The sequence below is a fragment of the Burkholderia sp. JPY481 genome, assembly GCF_038900515.1.
GTDB classification, from domain to species: Bacteria; Pseudomonadota; Gammaproteobacteria; order Burkholderiales; family Burkholderiaceae; genus Paraburkholderia; species Paraburkholderia youngii.
On the sequence record NZ_JAYMRT010000018.1, the window covers coordinates 113,023 to 132,031 of the forward strand.

A 19,009-nucleotide genomic window follows, 5' to 3' on the forward strand; every position below is an offset into this window, starting at 1 on the left:
CACGACGTAAAACAACAAGGAGGCACAGATGTCGACCGACTCAACTTCGGACCAGCGCGAGCCGCTCACGCTGCGCGCGATTGGCGTGCGCGACGCCAAACAGTTGCACGCGTTGATCTACGCGCCGTCGATGTCGCACGGCGATCCACAAACACCCTTTCGCTCGGTGGAATCCACGCGCGAGTGGATCGAGAAGCGTCCGCCGCAGCACATCGAAATCGGCGCCTGGGTGGGCGAGCAGTTGATCGGCCACGCCCAGATCGAGGTCGGCAGGACTCGTCGGGCTCACGTCGGCGCGATCGGCGTCGGCGTACACGGCGACTGGCGTCGTCGGGGCGTCGCCACGCGCCTCGTGGGCGAAGTGATCGATCTGGCCGACAACTGGCTCGGCCTACGTCGGCTCGAACTCAAGGTGTTCGTCGACAACGATGCCGCCATCGCGCTGTATCGCAAGTCCGGCTTCGAGATCGAAGGGCGGCTGCGTGGCTATATGCTGCGTCAGGGCGCCCTTGTCGATGCGTATCTGATGGGGCGCCTGAGCGCGCCACTGCCTCACATTACGGAGTGACGCCCGATGAATCACCATGGTGAAGCCGTGGCGGCCCACGTCGCGTTCGCGAAGACGGTGCGTCTACGCGCTGCCGAACTCGATGATTGCGAGGCGATCGCCGCGCTCATGAACCTGCCTGGTGTGCGGCCCGGCATTCTTTCGCACGGTTATCGCACCGCCGCATCGCTGCGCGACTGGCTCGAGAATCTCGCAGCGAATTCGATGATAGTCGTCGCCGAATGTGAAGGGCGTTTGATCGGACAGGCTGGACTCATGGTGCACACGGGGCGGCGCGCGCACAGCGCTTCGCTTGGCATCGCGGTGCACGACGCGTATCACGGCTGCGGCGTGGGCTCGCTGCTGCTCGGTGCGCTACTCGAAGCCGCCGACAATGCGCTCGGCCTGCGCCGCATCGAGCTCAGCGTATTCGCGGACAATGCCCCGGCGATCGCGCTGTATCAGAAGTTCGGCTTCGTGATGGAAGCGCGCGCACGGGCCGACGCTGTACGCGACGGTGCGCTGCACGACGTCTTCCATATGGCGCGCATCGCCAGCGCGCCCGAATTCGGTCCGGCGCAAGTGCTCACGGATTCCACTGCAGCCCTCTGACCCAGGACCCCACACGTGCCCTTCTTCTTCATCGACAGACCGGTTTTCGCGTGGGTGATCGCGTTCGCCGTGATGGTGGCCGGTGCGCTTGCCATCACGCAGTTGCCAGTCTCGCAGTATCCGCGCCTTGCGCCGCCGCGCGTCGTCATCTCCGCGACTTACCCCGGCGCGACAGCCGAGCAGATCGACAGCGACGTCGCGAGCCTGATCGAGCAGAGCCTCGACGGCGCAACGGGACTCTCGTACTACGAGACGACGAGCGACGGGCTCGGCGAGCTCGAGATCGATGTCATGTTCACGCCCGGCACGAATCCCGACCTGGCAATGGTCGACGTGCAGAACCGCCTGAAGCAAGTCGAACCGCGTTTGCCGCAGCAGGTCGTGCAGCAGGGCATCAGTGTCTTCAACGCGGCGAACACGTTCCTCATGCTCGTCACGCTGGTGTCGACCGACGGCACACGCGATTCCACGACATTGAGCGACTATCTGAACCGTTATCTGCTGCGCGAATTGAAACGCACGCCAGGCGTCGGCTCGGCTGAACTGTGGGACGCCGACGAGGCGATGCGTATCTGGCTCGATCCGGTAAAGCTGCGCGAATACAGCCTGTCTCCCGCCGACGTCAGCGCCGCGATCCGTGCACAGAATTCGACCGTCACGGCGGGCTCGATAGGCGATGCGCCAGCCACGGCCGGGCAGGCGCTGACCGCGTCCGTCAACGTGCATGGGCAGTTGCGCACCCCGGCCGAGTTCGCCGCGATCGTGCTGAAGGCGCAGCCGGGCGGGGGCGTGGTGCGGCTCGGCGACGTGGCCCGCGTCGAGGTTGGGCGCGACAGCTATACCTTCTGGTCACGCCTGAACGGCCATTCGGCCGCGACCGTCGGCATCCAGCTCGGGCCGCTCGGCAACGCGCTCGCCACGTCGGACTCGATCCGCGCGCGCATCGACGCATTGTCGAAGACGCTGCCAGCAGGCATCGAGGTGCGGATTCCCTACGACGGCGCGCACTTCGTCAAGATTGCCATCAAGGAGGTCGTCCTGACGCTCTGCGAGGCGATCGTTCTCGTATTCTGCGTGATGTGGCTGTTCCTGCGCGAGCTGCGCTACGCGCTCGTGCCGACCGTCGTGATTCCCGTCACGCTGTTGGGCTCGTTCCTCGCCATGCACGCGTTCGGCCTCTCGATCAACGTCTTCACGCTATTCGGGCTCGTGCTTGCGATCGGCATTCTCGTCGATGACGCGATCGTCGTCGTGGAAAACGTCGAACGGATCATGCACGAGGAGGGACTGGCGCCGCGCGAAGCGACGCGCAAGGCGATGCGGCAGATCGGCGGCGCAATCGGCGGCGTGACGGCCGTGCTCATTGCCGTCTTCCTGCCGATGGCGTTTTTCAGCGGCGGCGTGGGCGGAATCTACCGGCAGTTCTCGATCGCGATGATCTCGGCGATTCTGGTGTCGGCGTTCATGGCGCTTTGCCTCGCGCCCGCGCTATGCGCGAATTTGCTCAAGCCGCCGCGGCACCGTAACGCTTCGCGCGGCGGTGTCATCGAGCGCTGGCTTGCGAAGTTTGCCTCCGGCTTCGATGGGGCGACGCGTCTTTACGGCGCCTGGGTGACTCGATTGCTCGGACGATCGAAGCTGGCCTTCGCCGTGCATATCGCGCTGATCGGTGCGGCGGGGTTGCTTTACGCGGCGATGCCCGGGGGCTTTTTGCCGACGGAAGATCAGGGGCAGCTTCAGGTGATGGTGCAACTACCGGCTGGTGCTTCACAGGAGCGGACGTTCGCGGTGCTGCGCCGGGTCGAATCGATCCTGCAGACGGAGCCAGCCGTCGAAAACGTGACCTCGGTAATCGGCTGGAGTTTCGCGGGCAGCGGGCAGAACGTCGGCATGGCCTTCGTGTCGCTGAAAGACTGGGAACGACGCAATGTCGATGCAGTGACCTTGCGCGACAGACTGAACCGCGAATTCGCCAGGATCCTCGACGGCGAAGTATTCGCGCAGTTGCCGCCATCGGTGCCCGGGCTCGGCCACGCCGACGGCTTTACGTTCCACCTCGAAGATCGCGGCGGCGTGGGCAAGGAGGTGCTCGACGCGGCGCGCGAGCGCCTTATCGAACTCGCGAAGCAAAGCCGCGTGCTGGCCGACGTGCACTCGGAGACGCTGCCTGACGCGCCGCGCGTAACCGTCGAGGTCGACCGCACGAAGGCTTATGCGATGGACGTGTCGTTCGATGCCATCGCCGACGTACTCGGTGCGACATTCGGCACGTCGTACATCGCCGATTACCCAGCGGGGGGACGCATGCTGCGCGTGCTCGTCGGCGGCGATGCTGCGACCCGGATGACGGACGCCGATCTGCTCGCACTCACGGTGCGCAACCAGGCGGGCAAGATGGTGCCGTTCTCGGCTTTCGCGTCGCTGCGCTGGGCGCGCGGGCCGAGCGTCCTGACGCGTTATAACGGCTACCCGGCGCTCGACGTGACGGGCCGCGCCGCGAACGGTTATAGCTCCGGTGCCGCGATGGCGGAGATGGAGCGGCTCGCGGCCCAGTTGCCCGAAGGTATCGGGTTCGAGTGGGCCGACGTGTCACTCGCCGAGACGCAGGCGGCGCAACAAACGCCGCAGTTGCTGGCGTTGTCGCTGCTCGCCGTCTTCATGGTGCTCGCGGCGCTTTACGAAAGCTGGGAGATTCCGTTGTCGGTGCTGATCGTCGTGCCGCTCGGCATCATCGGCGCGGTTGCAGCGATGTTCTTGCGCGGATTGCCGAACGATATCTACTTCAAGATCGGCGTGGTGACCGTCATCGGCCTCGCCGGCAAGAATGCGATTCTGATCGTGCAGTTCGCGCGCGATCTGCATGCGCGCGGGGCGGGTCTCGCCGATGCGATCGTCGAGGCGTGCACGATGCGCTTTCGACCGATCGTCATGACGTCGGCGGCATTTCTAGTCGGTGTCGTGCCGCTCGTGTTCTCAACGGGCGGTGGCGCTGAAAGCCGGCACTCGATTGGCACAGGTGTCTTCGGTGGCATGACTGTCGCAACAATACTTGGGTTGATTTTTACGCCGGTCTCGTTTTATGTCTGCGCACGGGGCTTGCGCAGGCGGCGTCGTGCAGAGGGCAAGACGGGGAACCGGCGTACGCTGGAGGCCGCGCTCGATCGCGTCGTTACGGCGGAGGCGAAGCAGGGCGATTAGGGCAGCTATGCGAGATCGAGTGCAGTGCGCGACCGGACCCTTATACCTTCCCACGAGTAACGCAGGGTGGCATTCGTTCCGAAGACCGCCGTCGGCTGAAGATCGATTGGGATTCCCCGGCACATCACACACGAGCTTGTCACGAGGGAACAGGTTGCGACGGATTCGCGCGTCGCTTGCGTTAAAGGAATTCATCTCCGGACAACGCAAGGGACTGACATGCTCACCACTCTCTGCACACGCGTGCTGACTTTCGCCGCCGTCGGGCTGTTGTTGCAGGGGGCGTCGGGATGCGCGGAGCAGGGGGCGTCGCGCGGCTTGCCGATCGGCGACTCTTTCCCTCGCTCAAGCAGGTGATGCCGGCCGGGCACTCGGCGGGCGGACAGTACGTGCAGCGCTATGCGGCCGTGGGCCGCGGCGACGCGCCGCTGCTCGCGCACCGCATCGCGATCCGATACGTGGTAGCCAATCCGTCGTCGTGTCTGTATTTCGATGCAGTGCGGCCCGTGGCGACGACAGCCGCATCGTGTGCGCACTTCGACCGCTGGGAATATGGGCTTGGTTCCGCCCGAATCCCTAAGCGATCACTCACGGATCGACGCCGGCCAAATCAAAGCAGATGCCCTCCGCGATTGCCGGAGGCGGATCACCGCAAGCGGATCTGACAAATTCACTCACCTGGCACTGGGAAAACGTCGCTGACGCGACAGGCGTCGCTTATCGTGGCTATGCGACGGACCATCTGCGGATAGCGAAGGGATTGAGCGCGCGAGTGCAGCACGGCGAATTCGCCGGCTCGCCGTCCCGACTCTGCTACACGCATTCCTGCATTCCTGCGCTCGCTCAGGTAACGGGCACGAACTCTCCTTCGGCGAAGAACCACGCCGACATCGTCCGTGCCAGTTCGAGCATGACCTCCGCGTCGGTCCGGCCGGAGGACGCGCGCACGTGTAACGAATGATCTGCGTCGTCCACCACATGCAGGGTGGCGCGTGACCCGAGGGTCTCGACGACCGACTTCAGGAGGTGAAACTCGGCCAGCTTGTCGCGCGTACCCTGCAGGAAAAGCATGGGCACCGTGACGTCCGCCAGGTGCCGTGCCCGCTCCACGCCGGGCGCGCCCGCCGGTGCAGCGGGAACGCGACGAAAGCGAGGCCACGCACGCCGTCGAGTGGGGAGATGGCCTGGGCCTGGGACGTCATGCGGCCGCCGTACGACCTGCCGCCGGCGAAGAGCGGCAGGGCTGGCAGCCGCCGGCGGGCCTCTGCGACGGCTGCCCGCACGGCAGCATGTGCCACGGCCGGCGAGTCCACCCGCCTGGAGCCCCGCTCCATGTACGGAAACTGATAGCGCAATGTGGCAACATTTGGCCGCCGCAAGCGCGTCGGCCAAAGTCGACATGCCGGCGTGCTGCATGCCCGCCCCGGCACCGTGCGCGAAAACATACAGGGCTCGCGCATCCTCCGGCACTCGGAGGAGCGCAGAGACCTTAGTGCCGTCGGGCAGTGCCAGGGAAAGCGATTCTAGGTCGTCCATCGCATTCAGGTCGTGTCGTTGTGGCCTTTGCGCCGATTCTGCATCAATGAGGCATCGGGGAGCGGTTGCGGCGGCATCCGGCGAGCAAATTGCGGAGGACACTGCGTTAACCCGGCCCAATTGCGGTCATTGATCGTGTCGTGTTCCAGGACTCTTTTGACTCCATCAACAGACGCTCAAAGCGGTCGAAGCGCCGTTGGGCCGCTGAAGCCATTGTTGCGACCGCGGAGAGTCTGATCCGGCTTGGCTTGCTCGGCCAATCAACGGAGATTACCTAGGGCAACCGTTGCGCTGCTCCGCCCATTTGAGAAGGGCGTCCAGAGCGGGACAGAGTGCTTGTCCCCAATCAGTCAACCGGTATTCCACCTTGGGCGGCACCTGGGCATAGAGCTTTCTTGCCACGATCCCGTCCGCCTCCAACTGGCGTAGCTGCTGCGCGAGCATCTTTTGCGAAATGCCAGGGACGAGCTTCTCCAGATCAGAGAAGCGCTGCACCTTGCCATCGAAAAGGTGGAACAGGATGACCAGCTTCCAGCGCCCTTCCAGCAATTTCAGCACTGCTTCGACACCGACTGCGGCCGTGTCGGGGGTGTATTCCTTTCCCATAGGTAGGTAACTTACTTTTCCGTGCGTTCTTGTTCAATAGTAAGTTTATAGCGAAAATTCCTGTATCGACACTTTGCCCTCAGCGGCTACTGGCATGGACATTTCACTACCCGATGCGGTCTCCACTTTTTTTCAGGTGAGCAATGGTGCCGCGCCTTCATCGCTGCGACGTGCTTTTTCCGAAAAGGCCGTTGTCCACGATGAAGGCCAGACGTATCAGGGACACGAAGCAATCGAAACCTGGCTGGCGGAAGCGCAGCGCAAGTATGGCTATAGCGTAGAGCCGTTGACGTTCGTGCAAGACGACGCCGGCGTCACTGTCGTGGCTCAATATGCTGGCAACTTCCCCGGAGGTCTCGCCGACCTGAAACATGTATTCCGGCTCACGGACCACAAGATTGAATTTCTGGAGATCCACTGATGACCACGACCCGCGAACTAACGGGCAAGCGTGTGCTGGTCACGGCTGGCACGAAGGGCGTTGGCCGCGCCGTCGTCGAACTGCTCGGCGAACTCGGCGCGCGCATTCTGACGACGGCTCGTGCCAAGCCGGACTTCATTCCCGACGCCATGTTCGTCGAAGCCGACCTCACTACGCCGGAGGGTTGCGCCACCGTAGCACAGGCCGTCGAAAGCCGGCTGGGTGGCGTGGACGCCATCATCCATGTCCTGGGCGGATCGTCAGCCCCGGCAGGCGGTTTTGCCGCGCTGGATGAAACCGAATGGCAGAAAGAACTGAATCTCAATCTGTTTCCAGCCGTACGACTGGATCGGGCGTTGTTGCCGAAGATGATTGAGCAACGTGCAGGCGTCATCATCCACGTCACGTCCATCCAGAATCGTTTGCCCTTGCCGGAATCAACCACGGCTTATGCTGCCGCCAAGGCTGCACTGTCCACGTACAGCAAGAGTCTGTCGAAGGAAATCACGCCTAAGGGCGTGCGCGTCGTGCGCGTGTCGCCGGGATGGGTGGAAACCGAAGCGGCAGTTGCGCTGGCAGAGCGGCTTGCCAGCCAGGCCGGTACGGATTACGAAGGCGGCAAGCAGATCATTATGGACGCGCTGGGTGGCATCCCGCTCGGACGGCCGTGTAAGCCGGCGGAAGTCGCGAACCTGATCGCGTTTTTGATCTCGCCGCGTGCGGCGGCGATCAGCGGGGCAGAGTACGTGATCGACGGCGGAACGATTCCCACCGCGTAAGACTGATCCATCGGGACACCGATACGATCCTGCGGCACTCATCGCCCGGGCACCCTGTGCGTCCTGGTGTACCGCTGCTGCGTTGGGGCGTGCGCTCCGCGCCGCGGAAGCCGCTGCCATCCGGTCTTGACCCGTGACGCCTTTGGCCCTCGCGGGCCTGCGCGCTCCGCTTGCCGATAGTGAAGCTGCGAGGGCGAGTCGTAAGGCTGTCGGTTTCCATCGCCGTTTTGAGGCGTCGAGCCCGTTGCAATATAAGAAGCGAATCCGATTGTTGCACGCGATCGCTGCTGGTTCGTAGTCACGACGGTGCGACGTCGATTGTCTTCAGCGCATAGATTAGGCTCGCCTGTTCGGTCTGCCATCCTCAAGTGACCTTGCGAAGGCCATCCAAAAACTTCGGCGCGCATACTCACCGCACAAACCAATGCCGCAGGACGGTCTGTGCCATAGCATCGAGGGTTCACAACGCACTTTCGGGAGAAGGAAGGCTGTCGACAGGCGCCGAAAAATCTCCCTCACGTATCGCTTTCCGTTTTGTAGCCGATCCAGTTACAGAGTGTCGAGTCAACCGGGATGTTCCAGTGCCTGATATGTGGTCGTCAAAGGACACTGGCAAGCTGGGTGCAACAGGCTGTTTAGGGTCGTCAAGACTCGTTCGCAGTTCCGGGAAGCCGACATTCGAATGCACCGCATCGCGACAGCAAAGCGGCGAGCTGCAGACGCATGGCGGCCGAATGGCGAGCGTCGGCAATGGCCGACAATCGCCCGTTGAGCATCGGACGGGTTTCGGAGTGGATCAGCCGTTCGACTAACCGCTGCGCACAGGCGAGCAGAGGAAAGTGGCCGCCCTCTGTCCGACGCGATCGCCCGGAACCGACCCACTTCTGCCGTTAGACGGCTAATCATGCCAACGGCAGTTTCGCAGGCAAAATGGTCATCTATGTTCCAGCGGCCGCTGACATCGTCTCTGCCATATGGAACGCCATGCGTAGTACGTCGCAATGCGCGCTCGGCGCCTGCAGACAATGTCCGCGTGCTGAATCGATAAAAAGCCACGCCCGACCCGCTCCGAAGATTTGGGTTCGGTGTGCAAAGCACCGAAAATGGTGCACTCAGCTAGCTGACGAAGGGCAGCTTCTCGTTGCGCGCAGTCGCGAGCATCGACAGCGTGATCTTTCTCACCTCGAGCTTGCTTTGCGTAATGTGAGCGCGCAGCAGGATGGCAGCCTCGCCAAACTTGCCACGATCGATGAGATGGAGCATCGCCGAATGCTCGTCATACGTCGCGCTCGTGCGATGCGCCTTGAGAAAATCGAGCCGCCGCACGATGCGGATGCGCTCGGTCACTTCGTTGTGCACGCGCAGCATCTCATTGTTGCCGGCAGCACTCACGAGGCCGCGGTGAAAGCCCTCATCGAGCACGAACATCGTCGCCGGACGGCTTTCGCGTTCCCGTTCGTCAACGCACCATATTGCTCGCAACGCATCCATGGCATCGTGTGGGGCACCCGAGAGCCGCTCGAGCGCCGCCAGTTCAAGAACGATGCGCAGGTCATACAGCTGGTCGAGTTGATTGAAGTCGATATCGCAGACTTTCCAGCCGCGCCTGAAGCCCACCACGAGATAGCCTTCGCGTGCGAGACGGAAGAGCGCATCGCGCATCGGCGTGCGCGACACGCCGTAGTGCTGGGCAATATCGTTTTCGGAAAAGCGGTCGCCGGGAAACAGCCGAAAGCTGAAGATGTCCTGCTTGATCAGCTGGTACACCTGCTCGGCAAGAGGGTTCGCGCTATAGACCACCTTCGTGCCGGATGCTGCGGAGGATTCGGCGGCGGCTTCGGTCAAGTCGTGCATGAGTCAGGTATCGATTACGTCGAGAGTGGTGCGGCGCGTCGGTGAGGTGGTGGGCGACAGGACCGGCTCCCTATTATCCGCCCTTAAACGGTCTCGATGAGGCTGACGTGCGCCGCCACAATCATCCAGCCGCCGAACCTATCGTTTGCCTCATTCAGCCGTGCCCAGGTCTGCATCTGGCGGCCCGTCAAAGGCGTCGTGTCGCTCGTGAACTCAGTGCTCACCGTCGCGTAGTCGCCGCCAAACGTCGTCACCACGGTGCGGTGCAACCGGCGCGAGCGGGGCACCGGCACGCAGGTTTGCCGCCAGCGACGGATCGCGTCGCCACCATGCTGGATTTCGGCGATGCCATAGCGCACCGTCACGGGTGCGTCCCAGAATAAGGCGTTCATCGTCTCGACATCGTTGTCGACGAGCGCGCGCTCGTAAGCCTCGAAAGCTGCCGCGACCTGCGCGACGATCTCGGGCCGGTTCACTTCCATCATCAGTTTGCCCCCAGCAGTGCATCGAGCGGAGCGGTCCAGCCGACGATGCCGCCCTGCGAATGAATCATTGCAATCGTCGCTTCGCGAAACGCCGGTAGGTAGCTCGCCGTCGCGTCCTCGACCAGCAGACACTCGTAGCCCCGATCGTTGGCCTCGCGCATCGAAGTCTGCACGCAGACCTCGGTCGTCACGCCCGCGAACACGAGATGCGTGATGCCTCGAATCGACAGTTCCTCGCCGAGCCGCGTGGCGTAGAAAGCGCCTTTGCCGGGCTTGTCGATGACGAGTTCGCCTTCGATCGGCGCGAGCGGGTCGATGATCGCGTTGCCGGGCTCGCCGCGCACGAGGATGCGGCCCATCGGTCCTTCGTCGCCAATGCGCGCATTCGGCATGCCGCGCATGCGTTTGGCCGGCGGGCAGTCGGACAGGTCGGGTGCGTGCGATTCGCGGGTGTGCACGACCTGCCATCCCGCCGAGCGCGCATGCGCGAGCAGCCGCGCGACGGTCGGCACGATGCCTGAAAGCAGCGATACGTCGTTGCCGAGTGCCTCGCCAAAGCCACCCGGCTCGATGAAGTCGCGCTGCATGTCGATCACGACGAGCGCCGTATGACCCGCGTCGAAAGTGAACGGCATGGGCTTTGCGCTGGCGATGGTTGTCATCGCGACATTTCTCCGTTTGCGTTGTGCTTCGTTCGCGTGGCGCTCAGGCGCTTGCGTGCAGCTCGGCCGGCTCAGCCGTCTGCGGCCTGCCTTCGTCGCCGTGGCCCGCCATATGACGCCCAAGCACCACTCGATCCGCCTCGCTTGCTGCAGTCTCGTAGATGAGACGTCCCTCGGCCATCACCACGATCCGGTCGGCAAGCTCCAGCAGCTCGTCGAGATCTTCGCTCACGAGCAGTACAGCCGCACCGGCATCGCGCGCCGCGAGAATGCGGGCGTGGATGTCCGCCACGGAGGCAAAGTCGAGTCCGAACACAGAATTCGCGACGATCAGCACGTTCACTGCGTGCCCAAGTTCGCGCGCCAGCACGGCTCGCTGTATGTTGCCGCCCGACAGCGTGCCGATGGCGCGCTCGGGCAGCGGAGGCCGCACGTTGAATTCTGCAATCAGCCGCTCGGCGCGCGAGCGCATGGCGCGACGATCGAGCCACCATCCGCCGCGTCGCAGCGGCGCGCGGTCGAAATCCCGCAACGCCATGTTCTCGGCCACGCTCATGCCTGCCACGCAAGCATTGCGCAGCGGTTCCTCGGGAAGGGCGAACACGCGCATGCGTGTCATCTCCACGCGCGTCGCGGCATAGGGCGAACCTTCTACGGCCATCGCGCCCGACTTGACCTTGCGCTGCCCAACGAGCGCTTCGATCAGTTCCTTCTGACCGTTGCCGGACACGCCCGCAAGCCCGAGGATCTCGCCCGCGCGCACGCTCAGCGACGCCTCGCGCACGGCGGCGTGCCCACGCTCGTCGACGACCGAAAGGCTCGATAGCGAGAGCCGAACCAGAGCGTCGGGTGAGTGCGGCCGGCGCGCAAGCCTGAACTCGTCGGTGACTTCAGCGGCGCCCTCACGCGTTTGCGCGCTTGCGTCGCTGCCCATCATCCAGGCGGCCAACCGGTCGCGGTCGGTGTCGGCCACCGCGCAGGTGCCGACGAAGCGGCCCTTGCGCAATACCGTGACGTTGTCCGAATAGGCCATTACCTCGCGGAACTTGTGGGTGATCATCAGCACCGTGAGGTCGCCGCGCGAGGCAAGCGTGCGCATGAGGCCCAGCACTTCGTCGGCTTCCTGCGGGGTGAGCACGGAGGTGGGCTCGTCGAGAATCAGGAAGCGCTGCTCCAGATACAGCTGCTTGAGAATTTCCAGCTTCTGCTTTTCTCCCGCCGCGAGTGACGAAACCGGCGCATCGAGTTCGAGGTGAAACGGCATCCGGCGCATGAAGGCGTCGAGCGCTCTGCGCTCTGCCGCCCAGTCGATCTTCCATGACAGGTTGCCGCGCGCGAGGAGCAGGTTCTCCGCGACGCTGAGCCCGGCCGCGAGCGTGAAATGCTGATAGACCATGCCGATGCCGAGCGCTTGTGCATCGCGCGGGGAAGCGATGTGCACCTCGCGTCCATCGGCCACGATCGTGCCGTGATCGAGCAGGCCGTAGCCTACGAGCCCCTTTACGAGCGTGCTCTTGCCTGCTCCGTTCTCGCCGAGCAGCGCGTGAACCGTTCCGGGAGCGACCCTGATCGAAACGTCATCGAGTGCGCGGAACGATCCGAACGACTTGCTCGCGCCTATCACCTCGACGCCGAGCGCGCGTGTCGCGGTGCTCATGGTCACTGCTCCAGGGCAGCGACAAGCGCCGCCGAACTGGACACCGTGCCGAACACGCCGCCCTGCATCAGGACCATGTTCAGCGCGGCGTCGTGGTTGCCCTTGTCGGTCGCGCCGCAGCAGTCCGCGAGCAACGTGCATTCGAAGCCGCGGTCGTTTGCTTCGCGCATCGTCGTGTGGACGCACACATCCGTCGTGATGCCAGTGAGCACGAGATTCGCAATGCCGCGCGTGCGCAGGATCAGTTCGAGGTCCGTCGCGCAGAATGAGCCTTTGCCAGGCTTGTCGATGATGATTTCGCCCGGCAGTGGCGTGAGTTCGTCGATGATTTCCCAGCCCGGCTCGCCGCGCACGAGTATGCGGCCGCACGGTCCCATGTCACCGATGCCGATACCGTTCGTGCCCGCCTGGCGGCTGCGCCAGCGCTTGTTTGCGGGCAGATCGGACAGATCCGGCCGATGCCCTTCACGGGTGTGGATGATCGTGAAGCCGAGTTCGCGCATCAGCCCCAAAACGCGCTTGATCGGCTCGATCGGTGCGCGCGTGAGCGAGAGGTCGTAGCCCATCTTTTCGACGTAGCCGCCGTATCCGCAGAAGTCGGTCTGCATGTCGATGATGACGAGCGCCGTGTTGTCGGGGCGCAGGTTCCCGTCGTAGGGCCAGGAATAGGGGCGGGCTTCGATGGTTCGGGTCATGTCGATTCTCCGGGCGGGCGCTTTCGCGATCACGCGATTCTGGATTCAGTCGGTCGGAAGCGGTTCGCGCTCAGCGCGTCAGGCTCAGCTCGCCGGGGGCGCCCGCCAGCGTGCGGTCCGGCCGGCAGTTGATGATCATGAGCGCGAGCGTCAGCACGTAAGGGGCGGCGTTGAACAGGTAATAGCCGCTGGTCACGCCGATTGCCTGCAGGGCGGGGCCAAGCGCTCCGGCAGCGCCAAACAGCAGCGCAGCCCAAAGACAGCGCAGCGGCTGCCAGCGCGCGAAGATCACGAGGGCGACGGCCATCAGGCCTTGGCCGCTCGAAAGCCCCTCGTTCCAGCTACCGGGATAGACGAGCGAGAGATAGGCACCACCCACGCCCGCGAAGAGCCCGCCAACCGCCGTCGCGATGACACGTACCCGCGTGACGGGATAGCCCATTGCACGCGCGCTCTCGGCGTTCTCGCCGACGAGCCGCAGCGTCATGCCCCAGCGCATCGAGCGCAGTCCCCACTGCAAGGCGACGGCAAGCACGACCCCAATCACGAAGAGCAGATTGATATGCAGCGCGTTGTGCACTTGCTGCGAGGCGGCCCACGCGCCGAGATCGATCGACGGGAGCATCGCTGCCTGCGGCTCGATGAACGGCTTGCCGAGATAGAACGCCAGGCCGGTGCCGAACAGCATGAGCGCGATACCGAACGCGATATCGGAAACACGCGGCAGCGAGCACACCAACCCATGCAGGCAGCCGAGCACCAGACCGGCCGCGGCCGCCGCGAGCACGCCGATCCACGGCGAACCCGAGAGATACGAGCCCGCATAGCCGCACATGGCGCCGGAGACGAGAATGCCTTCGAGACCGAGATTCACGCGGCCTCCTTTCTCGGTCAGGCACTCGCCGAGGCTCACGAACAGATACGGCGTACTCACGCGAATGGCCCCCGCGAAGAGCGAAATCAGCAGCACCGCAGCGGGCGAATGAAGGTCAGACATGGCGGGTACGCTCCTGTGAAGCAGACGGGGCGTCGAGCGCGGCGACCTGAAGTTTCATGCGCAAGCCGGCAAGACCGGGAGCCAGTGCCTCCCAGGCCAGCAGGTTTGCGAAAAGCAGGCCTTGCAGCACGAGCGTGGCGGCGTCGGGCAGGCCGAGGCGGCGTTGCAGCAGACTGCCGCTCGCCTCGATGCCGCCGACCATCAGCGCGCACACGATCACGGCGAACGGATTCTGGCGTGCCGCGAACGCGACAAGGATGCCCGCATAGCCGTAGCCCGAGAGCAGCGACGCGTTCGCGCTGCCTTGCACGGCCGCGACTTCGAACATTCCGGCAAGGCCGGCTGATGCACCGCCTAGCGCGCAGGCGGTGAGCGCGAGCCCGCCCACAGGCAAGCCGACAAGGCGCGCCGTGCGCACATTGCCACCCGTTACGCGCATGGCGAAGCCGAGCGTGCTGTGACGCACGAGCACCCAGGCAGCGAGACACGCGAGCACGCCCCAGAAGAGGCCCCAGTGCACGTCGAGTCCCGGCAGCGGGCCGATGCTCATGGCGTCGGGGAGGGGCAGCGTCGAAGGTTTGTTGAGACTCGCGGGATCGCGCAGCGGTCCTTCGACGAAAAACTTGAAAACGGCGATGGCGATATACGACATCAGCAGGCTGCTGATGGTCTCGTTGACACCACGCCATTGACGCATCGCGCCCACCGCGCTGATCCACAGGCCGCCCGCCAGCATGCCTGCAATCGCCATCAGCGGCGTCGCGACGATCCACGGCGTAGCATGCGGCAGGCACTGCGGCACGACGGCGGCCGCGAGCCCGCCCAGCGCGAGCGCGCCTTCGCCGCCAATCACGATCAGGCCAACCTGGGCAGGCAGCGCGACGCACAGAGCCGTGAGCATGAGCGGTGCGGCACGCAGCAAGGTGTTCTGCCATGCGAACGACGAGCCGAACGCGCCTTTGCCAATGAGACCAAGCGCCTCGATGGCCGGCTGCCCCTGCACGAGCAGGAAGATGCCGAAGATCGCCAGAGTTGCCACGATTGCACATACGGTCGGCAACGCGGGCAACAGGGCAAGCAGCAGGCGCGCGAGACTTGCAGGCAGTCTTCGCGACGGCCCGTGAGCGGGAGAAAGGGAAGCGGACATCACGACTCCTGACGAAGGCGCTTGCGGTCCTCAGATCTGGCCAACCACACCGGCAACCAGATAATTCATGCTTTCAAGCGCGATATCGGTCTGTGCGTAGCTCGTGCCGGCCGCAATGGCGCTGCCGCCCTTGTTGTCCTTCATCGGCCCCTTGAAGATGACGTAGTCGCCCGCGACCATCTTCGCCTTCGCGGCGTCGGCTTGCGTGCGCGCATCGGGAGTCACCTTCGCGCCGTACGGCGACATCTTCACGAAGCCTTCGCGCAGGCCGCCGCGAAGAATGTTCGGCTGCGGCTTGCCCGTCTGCGCGTTTGTGACGAGCAGTTTGTAGGGCGTCGCCCAGTCCCATTCGGCGCCCGTCAGATAGCCCTTCGGAGCCAGCGCCGCCTGGCTTGCGTGGTAACCGCAGCTCATCGCGCCGCGTTTCTCGGCTGTCTCGATCACGACCTTGGGTCCGTCCACGTGACACGTGAGCACGTCGCAGCCCTGATCGACGAGGCTGTTCGCGGCCTCCGCCTCCTTCACCGGCATCGACCAGTCGCCCGTGAAGATCACGTGCGTGGTGATCGACGGATCCACCGACTGCGCGCCCAGCGTGAACGAATTGATGTTGCGCAGCACCTGCGGAATAGGCTTGGCCGCGACGAAGCCCAGCTTCTTCGTCTTGCTCGCATGGCCTGCCGCGACGCCGTTCAGATACTGGCATTCGTCGATATAGCCGAAGTAGCTGGAGATGTTGGCCGGATTGCCGCTCTTCCAGAGACCGCCGCAGTGGGCGAAGCGAACCTTCGGATATTTGGCGGCCATCTTCAGCACATGGGGATCGAAGTAGCCGAACGAGGTCGCGAAAATGAGCGTCGCACCGTCCTGCTCGATCATCGCCTCCATGGTCTTTTGGGCAGCGACGGTCTCGGGCACGTTCTCCTCCTCGACGACCTTTACGTTCGGCAGCTTCTTGATGACAGCCGCAGCCTGCGCTTGTGCCTGGTTGTAACCGTAGTCGCCGCGTGAACCGACGTAGAGGACGCCGAGCGTAAGCGGCTCGGCACCGAAAGCGAGGTCGAACGGGAATGTGCTGCTTAGGACGAGGGCGCCAGCGCCCTTGAGAAAATCGCGACGGTCTGTCATGGTTGGACTCCTCGTGAGTTCAATGCATAAAGTCAGGTTTGCAGATCGGATTGGGCTTGCGTTTCAGCCGCCGTTGCGAGCCATGCACGCCAGCCGCCGAACGCAGTGATGTCGTGTGCGCCGCTGCCTGGTGCGACCGCTGAGGGCTCGCTGATAAAGCCCTTAACGATGAGTCCATCGGCTGTCTGTACGCTGCCGATGCCGAGCGGCGCTGGCACGTGGGCAACGAATGCGCCGAAGCTGCGCAGCGGCACTTCCCAGAGCTCGATTTCGATGGGCTGGCCGGCCTCGTGCGGCGTATGCACCAGAGCGGGCTTGGCCGGTTTCGTGCCGGCGAGCGCGTAAAGGCGGTAGTGCGAAGACGTGGTGGTGGTCTCGACGAAACGCGCGCCAGCCTCGAGCAGTTGCCAGCAGAGCGGCTGCCCGCGCAGATGAGCGCCGACCACGGCGAGCTTCACCGTCGGCTCTTCGAAGGGCAGCGGTCGCGCGGCGATGCTGCCAGCGTCGTCGGGTGTGGCATGCGCCATGAAGAGCGCCTGGATGCGTGCGCCCAGCACTGCCAGGCGGTGGTCGGCGCCCGCTGGGGCGATCAGCGTCACGCCCGCTGGCAGGCCGTCCGCCCGGCGAATGCCCGGCACCGCCAGAGCGCACAGATCGAGCAGATTCACGAAATTGGTATAGATGCCAAGCTGGCTGTTCGACCCGATCGGGTCCGCACGCACTTCGTCGAAGGTTGGATGCGTGGGCGTGGTCGGCACGATGAGGACGTCGATCGCCTCGAACAGCGTTTCCACTTCGCGCCGCAGGGCGGCGAGTGCGTACTGCCCGTTGAACGCGTCGACGGCGCTGTAGCCGTCCGCTTTCGCAATCACCTCGGCGACAACCGGATCGATGTCGGCGCGATTCGTCTCGAAGAAGGAACCGAGCGCGGCACGACGCTCCGCTACCCATGGGCCGTCGTAAAGCAGCGCGGCAGTTCGCTGCATCGGTTCGAACGGCACGCTTGTTGGCGAAAGCGCAAGCCGCGAAGCAATCGTGTCGAGCGTGGCGGCAAAGGCCTGACGAGCCTGCCCGTCGCCGTGGAAGGTCAACTGCTCCGGTACGGCGAGGCGCAGCGGTGCATGGGGCAGTCCGAGTGGCGGCACTCGGCGCGCATAGCCATCGTCTCCATCGTACTTCGCCATCTGCAGTAGGACCTCCCAGGCGTCGCCCACGTCATGCGCGAAGATCGACACGCAGTCCAGGCTCCGGCACGCCGGTACCACGCCCCGCTTGCTTACGAGACCAGGCGTCGGCTTGAGGCCCACGAGCTCGTTGAAGCCCGCCGGAACACGCCCCGAGCCAGCGGTATCCGTGCCGAGCGAGAACGCAGCGAGTCCAGCCGCAACAACGATCGCCGAGCCAGAGCTCGATCCGCCGGAGATGTGCGCATCGGATTCGAACTGTCGCACGGCGCCATAGGGCGAGCGTGTGCCGACAAGGCCTGTGGCGAACTGGTCGAGATTCGTCTTGCCGATGAGGATGGCGCCGGCGTCGAGCAGACGATCGACGGCGAATGCCGAGGCTGCGGGCGTGTAAGCAAAGGCGTCGCAGGCCGCGGTGGTTGGCATGCCGGCGACGTCGATGTTGTCCTTCACCGCGAACGGTACGCCGAACAGCGGCATCCGCTCAAAGATCGCGGCGCCCAGGCGCCCGCGCGCATCTTCGAGCGCGGCAGCCCGGCTGGCGAGATCGGCGGCACTCACGCGCGATATCCAGACTTCAGGGCGACAGGAGGCTTCGATCCGGGCGATCAGCGTGTCGACGATGTCGCGAGGCGTCGTGCTTTTGGTGGCGTAGGATTCGAGCAGTGCTCGAACCTTGAAGAAGGCGTCGGGAAGCATGCGTTCAATCTTGAATACAAGTTTGGGCTCATGCTTGCAGCAAATGTGCCAAGGAGGGTAACTTGCCAGAAAGTCCTTGCCGGGCAACGATTTTCACATTGGCCTGAACGCTGGTACTTGCCTACCTGTGATCCAGCGTGGGTCGCGATTGGTTAGGGTTGGTGCACGTGTCCCGCTCATCGTGCACTACCCAAGGAGAAGGGCGCGCGCGGTGGTCCGCCCGGCTATCGCGCCATGGTGGTCACCCACCGGATTCTGGCGCTGGGCCGGAGGGCGGTTAATCTGGCAACATCACACCGATGCCGGGACATCTGGATTAGCGTGCAGTAGGGATGCAGTTCCGGGTCAGTTGCCGCTGACCGCGAGCTTCCGGATTTGGCCAGCGGTTCTTCGGTTGGAGCCGGCTATTCTGGCCGGCCGCTGAAGATCGGGTTCCGGTTGTGAATGCGGCACAGGTTCCAAGAGTCGTGCTCCGGAGGAGTGCTTTGACGTGTGCCTGCTGGCTCGCGTCGCGTACAGATCCGAAACCTGACGGTCGTTCTTTGCACGCAATTCGGCCAAAGCGGACGCTCGCCAGTCACACGCTTTGTGGCTGCTGCATGACCCTTTGCTGTCATTGACGATCAGGTGCAGGTGCTTGTCCACATCGGCGAAATGCGAATGGGTCTTCACGACCGAGGGACTAAACCGCTCGCGCGGTAAGGGGCTGCGGCCGGCGGTAGTAGCAATGGAGAGGAAACCGACTCTGTTCTCATGTTGATGGGCGAGGTAATTCGCCTCGCCGTTCAACGGGAGCAGAGTC

Annotated in this window: 16 protein-coding genes and 1 pseudogene; 5 read left to right on the forward strand and 12 right to left on the reverse strand. The window is 64.1% G+C overall.

The genetic code is table 11. From position 1 onward, the window contains the following. Positions 1 to 28: 28 nt before the first annotated feature. The 3 genes from VSR82_RS31560 to VSR82_RS31570 are packed head-to-tail and all read left to right on the forward strand — an operon-like array spanning position 29 to position 4,357. Positions 29 to 568, forward strand: coding sequence for a GNAT family N-acetyltransferase (locus tag VSR82_RS31560; RefSeq protein ID WP_498858358.1), 540 nt, complete (start codon positions 29 to 31; stop codon positions 566 to 568). Positions 569 to 574: 6 nt separating this feature from the next. Then, on the forward strand, positions 575 to 1,159 hold the full coding sequence (locus VSR82_RS31565) for a GNAT family N-acetyltransferase (RefSeq protein WP_498858359.1): 585 nt from the start codon (positions 575 to 577) through the stop codon (positions 1,157 to 1,159). Positions 1,160 to 1,174: 15 nt separating this feature from the next. Beyond that, positions 1,175 to 4,357, forward strand: a complete 3,183-nt coding sequence (locus VSR82_RS31570) for a multidrug efflux RND transporter permease subunit (protein WP_498858360.1) — start codon at positions 1,175 to 1,177, stop codon at positions 4,355 to 4,357. A gap of 843 nt (positions 4,358 to 5,200) precedes the next feature. On the opposite strand, the pseudogene VSR82_RS31575 reads toward VSR82_RS31570, so the two are convergent. Next, positions 5,201 to 5,817: pseudogene (locus VSR82_RS31575) on the reverse strand (alpha/beta hydrolase family protein). 346 nt (positions 5,818 to 6,163) lie between these two features. After that, complete coding sequence (locus tag VSR82_RS31580) at positions 6,164 to 6,499, reverse strand: winged helix-turn-helix transcriptional regulator (protein ID WP_429456737.1); 336 nt, start codon at positions 6,497 to 6,499, stop codon at positions 6,164 to 6,166. A 94-nt stretch (positions 6,500 to 6,593) separates the two neighbouring features. Between VSR82_RS31580 and VSR82_RS31585 the strand changes: the two genes are divergently transcribed. Together VSR82_RS31585 and VSR82_RS31590 are read left to right on the forward strand one after the other, a co-directional pair. Beyond that, a complete protein-coding gene (locus tag VSR82_RS31585; protein ID WP_429456739.1) occupies positions 6,594 to 6,920 on the forward strand; it encodes a nuclear transport factor 2 family protein in 327 nt (108 codons plus the stop codon). Then, complete coding sequence (locus VSR82_RS31590; protein ID WP_429456741.1) at positions 6,920 to 7,699, forward strand: SDR family oxidoreductase; 780 nt, start codon at positions 6,920 to 6,922, stop codon at positions 7,697 to 7,699. Before VSR82_RS31585 ends, VSR82_RS31590 begins: the two co-directional genes overlap by 1 nt. Before the next feature lie 1,116 nt (positions 7,700 to 8,815). On the opposite strand, the gene VSR82_RS31595 is transcribed toward VSR82_RS31590, so the two are convergent. The 10 genes from VSR82_RS31595 to VSR82_RS31640 all read right to left on the reverse strand — a co-directional run. Continuing rightward, positions 8,816 to 9,553 (reverse strand): GntR family transcriptional regulator, encoded by a 738-nt coding sequence (locus VSR82_RS31595; protein WP_008919499.1) that lies wholly within the window; start codon positions 9,551 to 9,553, stop codon positions 8,816 to 8,818. A gap of 83 nt (positions 9,554 to 9,636) precedes the next feature. Then, entirely contained in the window at positions 9,637 to 10,038 is a 402-nt protein-coding gene (gene hpxZ / locus VSR82_RS31600; RefSeq protein ID WP_429456744.1) for an oxalurate catabolism protein HpxZ, read from the reverse strand. Then, complete coding sequence (locus VSR82_RS31605; RefSeq protein ID WP_429456746.1) at positions 10,038 to 10,700, reverse strand: cysteine hydrolase family protein; 663 nt, start codon at positions 10,698 to 10,700, stop codon at positions 10,038 to 10,040. The genes hpxZ and VSR82_RS31605 overlap by 1 nt, the downstream gene beginning before the upstream one ends. A 43-nt stretch (positions 10,701 to 10,743) precedes the next feature. Next, positions 10,744 to 12,357, reverse strand: a complete 1,614-nt coding sequence (locus VSR82_RS31610) for an ABC transporter ATP-binding protein (protein WP_429456748.1) — start codon at positions 12,355 to 12,357, stop codon at positions 10,744 to 10,746. Positions 12,358 to 12,359: 2 nt separating this feature from the next. Further along, entirely contained in the window at positions 12,360 to 13,052 is a 693-nt protein-coding gene (gene biuH, locus VSR82_RS31615) for a biuret amidohydrolase (RefSeq protein WP_368582085.1), read from the reverse strand. A 70-nt stretch (positions 13,053 to 13,122) separates the two neighbouring features. Beyond that, positions 13,123 to 14,049, reverse strand: a complete 927-nt coding sequence (locus tag VSR82_RS31620; RefSeq protein ID WP_368582084.1) for an ABC transporter permease — start codon at positions 14,047 to 14,049, stop codon at positions 13,123 to 13,125. Then, positions 14,042 to 15,196 carry an ABC transporter permease gene (locus tag VSR82_RS31625; RefSeq protein WP_429456751.1) on the reverse strand — a complete coding sequence of 385 codons (1,155 nt, stop codon included), beginning with the start codon at positions 15,194 to 15,196 and terminating at the stop codon, positions 14,042 to 14,044. Before VSR82_RS31625 ends, VSR82_RS31620 begins: the two co-directional genes overlap by 8 nt. Before the next feature lie 30 nt (positions 15,197 to 15,226). After that, entirely contained in the window at positions 15,227 to 16,324 is a 1,098-nt protein-coding gene (locus VSR82_RS31630) for a BMP family ABC transporter substrate-binding protein (RefSeq protein ID WP_498858361.1), read from the reverse strand. A gap of 32 nt (positions 16,325 to 16,356) precedes the next feature. Beyond that, positions 16,357 to 18,207: an allophanate hydrolase gene (gene atzF, locus VSR82_RS31635; RefSeq protein ID WP_429457761.1), complete on the reverse strand. Its 1,851-nt coding sequence runs from the start codon at positions 18,205 to 18,207 to the stop codon at positions 16,357 to 16,359. Positions 18,208 to 18,552: 345 nt separating this feature from the next. Further along, positions 18,553 to 19,009, reverse strand: a 457-nt coding sequence (locus tag VSR82_RS31640) for a hypothetical protein (protein ID WP_498858362.1), incomplete at its 5' end; no start/stop codon positions are given.

Coding starts and splice junctions, on each gene's coding strand:
- atzF (WP_429457761.1), bottom strand. CDS start 18,207: ATGCTTCCCGACGCCTTCTTCAAGGTTCGAGCACTGCTCGAATCCTAC.
- VSR82_RS31590 (WP_429456741.1), top strand. CDS start 6,920: ATGACCACGACCCGCGAACTAACGGGCAAGCGTGTGCTGGTCACGGCT.
- VSR82_RS31580 (WP_429456737.1), bottom strand. CDS start 6,499: ATGGGAAAGGAATACACCCCCGACACGGCCGCAGTCGGTGTCGAAGCA.
- VSR82_RS31560 (WP_498858358.1), top strand. CDS start 29: ATGTCGACCGACTCAACTTCGGACCAGCGCGAGCCGCTCACGCTGCGC.
- biuH (WP_368582085.1), bottom strand. CDS start 13,052: ATGACCCGAACCATCGAAGCCCGCCCCTATTCCTGGCCCTACGACGGG.
- VSR82_RS31585 (WP_429456739.1), top strand. CDS start 6,594: ATGGACATTTCACTACCCGATGCGGTCTCCACTTTTTTTCAGGTGAGC.
- VSR82_RS31630 (WP_498858361.1), bottom strand. CDS start 16,324: ATGACAGACCGTCGCGATTTTCTCAAGGGCGCTGGCGCCCTCGTCCTA.
- VSR82_RS31620 (WP_368582084.1), bottom strand. CDS start 14,049: ATGTCTGACCTTCATTCGCCCGCTGCGGTGCTGCTGATTTCGCTCTTC.
- hpxZ (WP_429456744.1), bottom strand. CDS start 10,038: ATGATGGAAGTGAACCGGCCCGAGATCGTCGCGCAGGTCGCGGCAGCT.
- VSR82_RS31595 (WP_008919499.1), bottom strand. CDS start 9,553: ATGCACGACTTGACCGAAGCCGCCGCCGAATCCTCCGCAGCATCCGGC.
- VSR82_RS31565 (WP_498858359.1), top strand. CDS start 575: ATGAATCACCATGGTGAAGCCGTGGCGGCCCACGTCGCGTTCGCGAAG.
- VSR82_RS31605 (WP_429456746.1), bottom strand. CDS start 10,700: ATGACAACCATCGCCAGCGCAAAGCCCATGCCGTTCACTTTCGACGCG.
- VSR82_RS31610 (WP_429456748.1), bottom strand. CDS start 12,357: ATGAGCACCGCGACACGCGCGCTCGGCGTCGAGGTGATAGGCGCGAGC.
- VSR82_RS31625 (WP_429456751.1), bottom strand. CDS start 15,196: ATGTCCGCTTCCCTTTCTCCCGCTCACGGGCCGTCGCGAAGACTGCCT.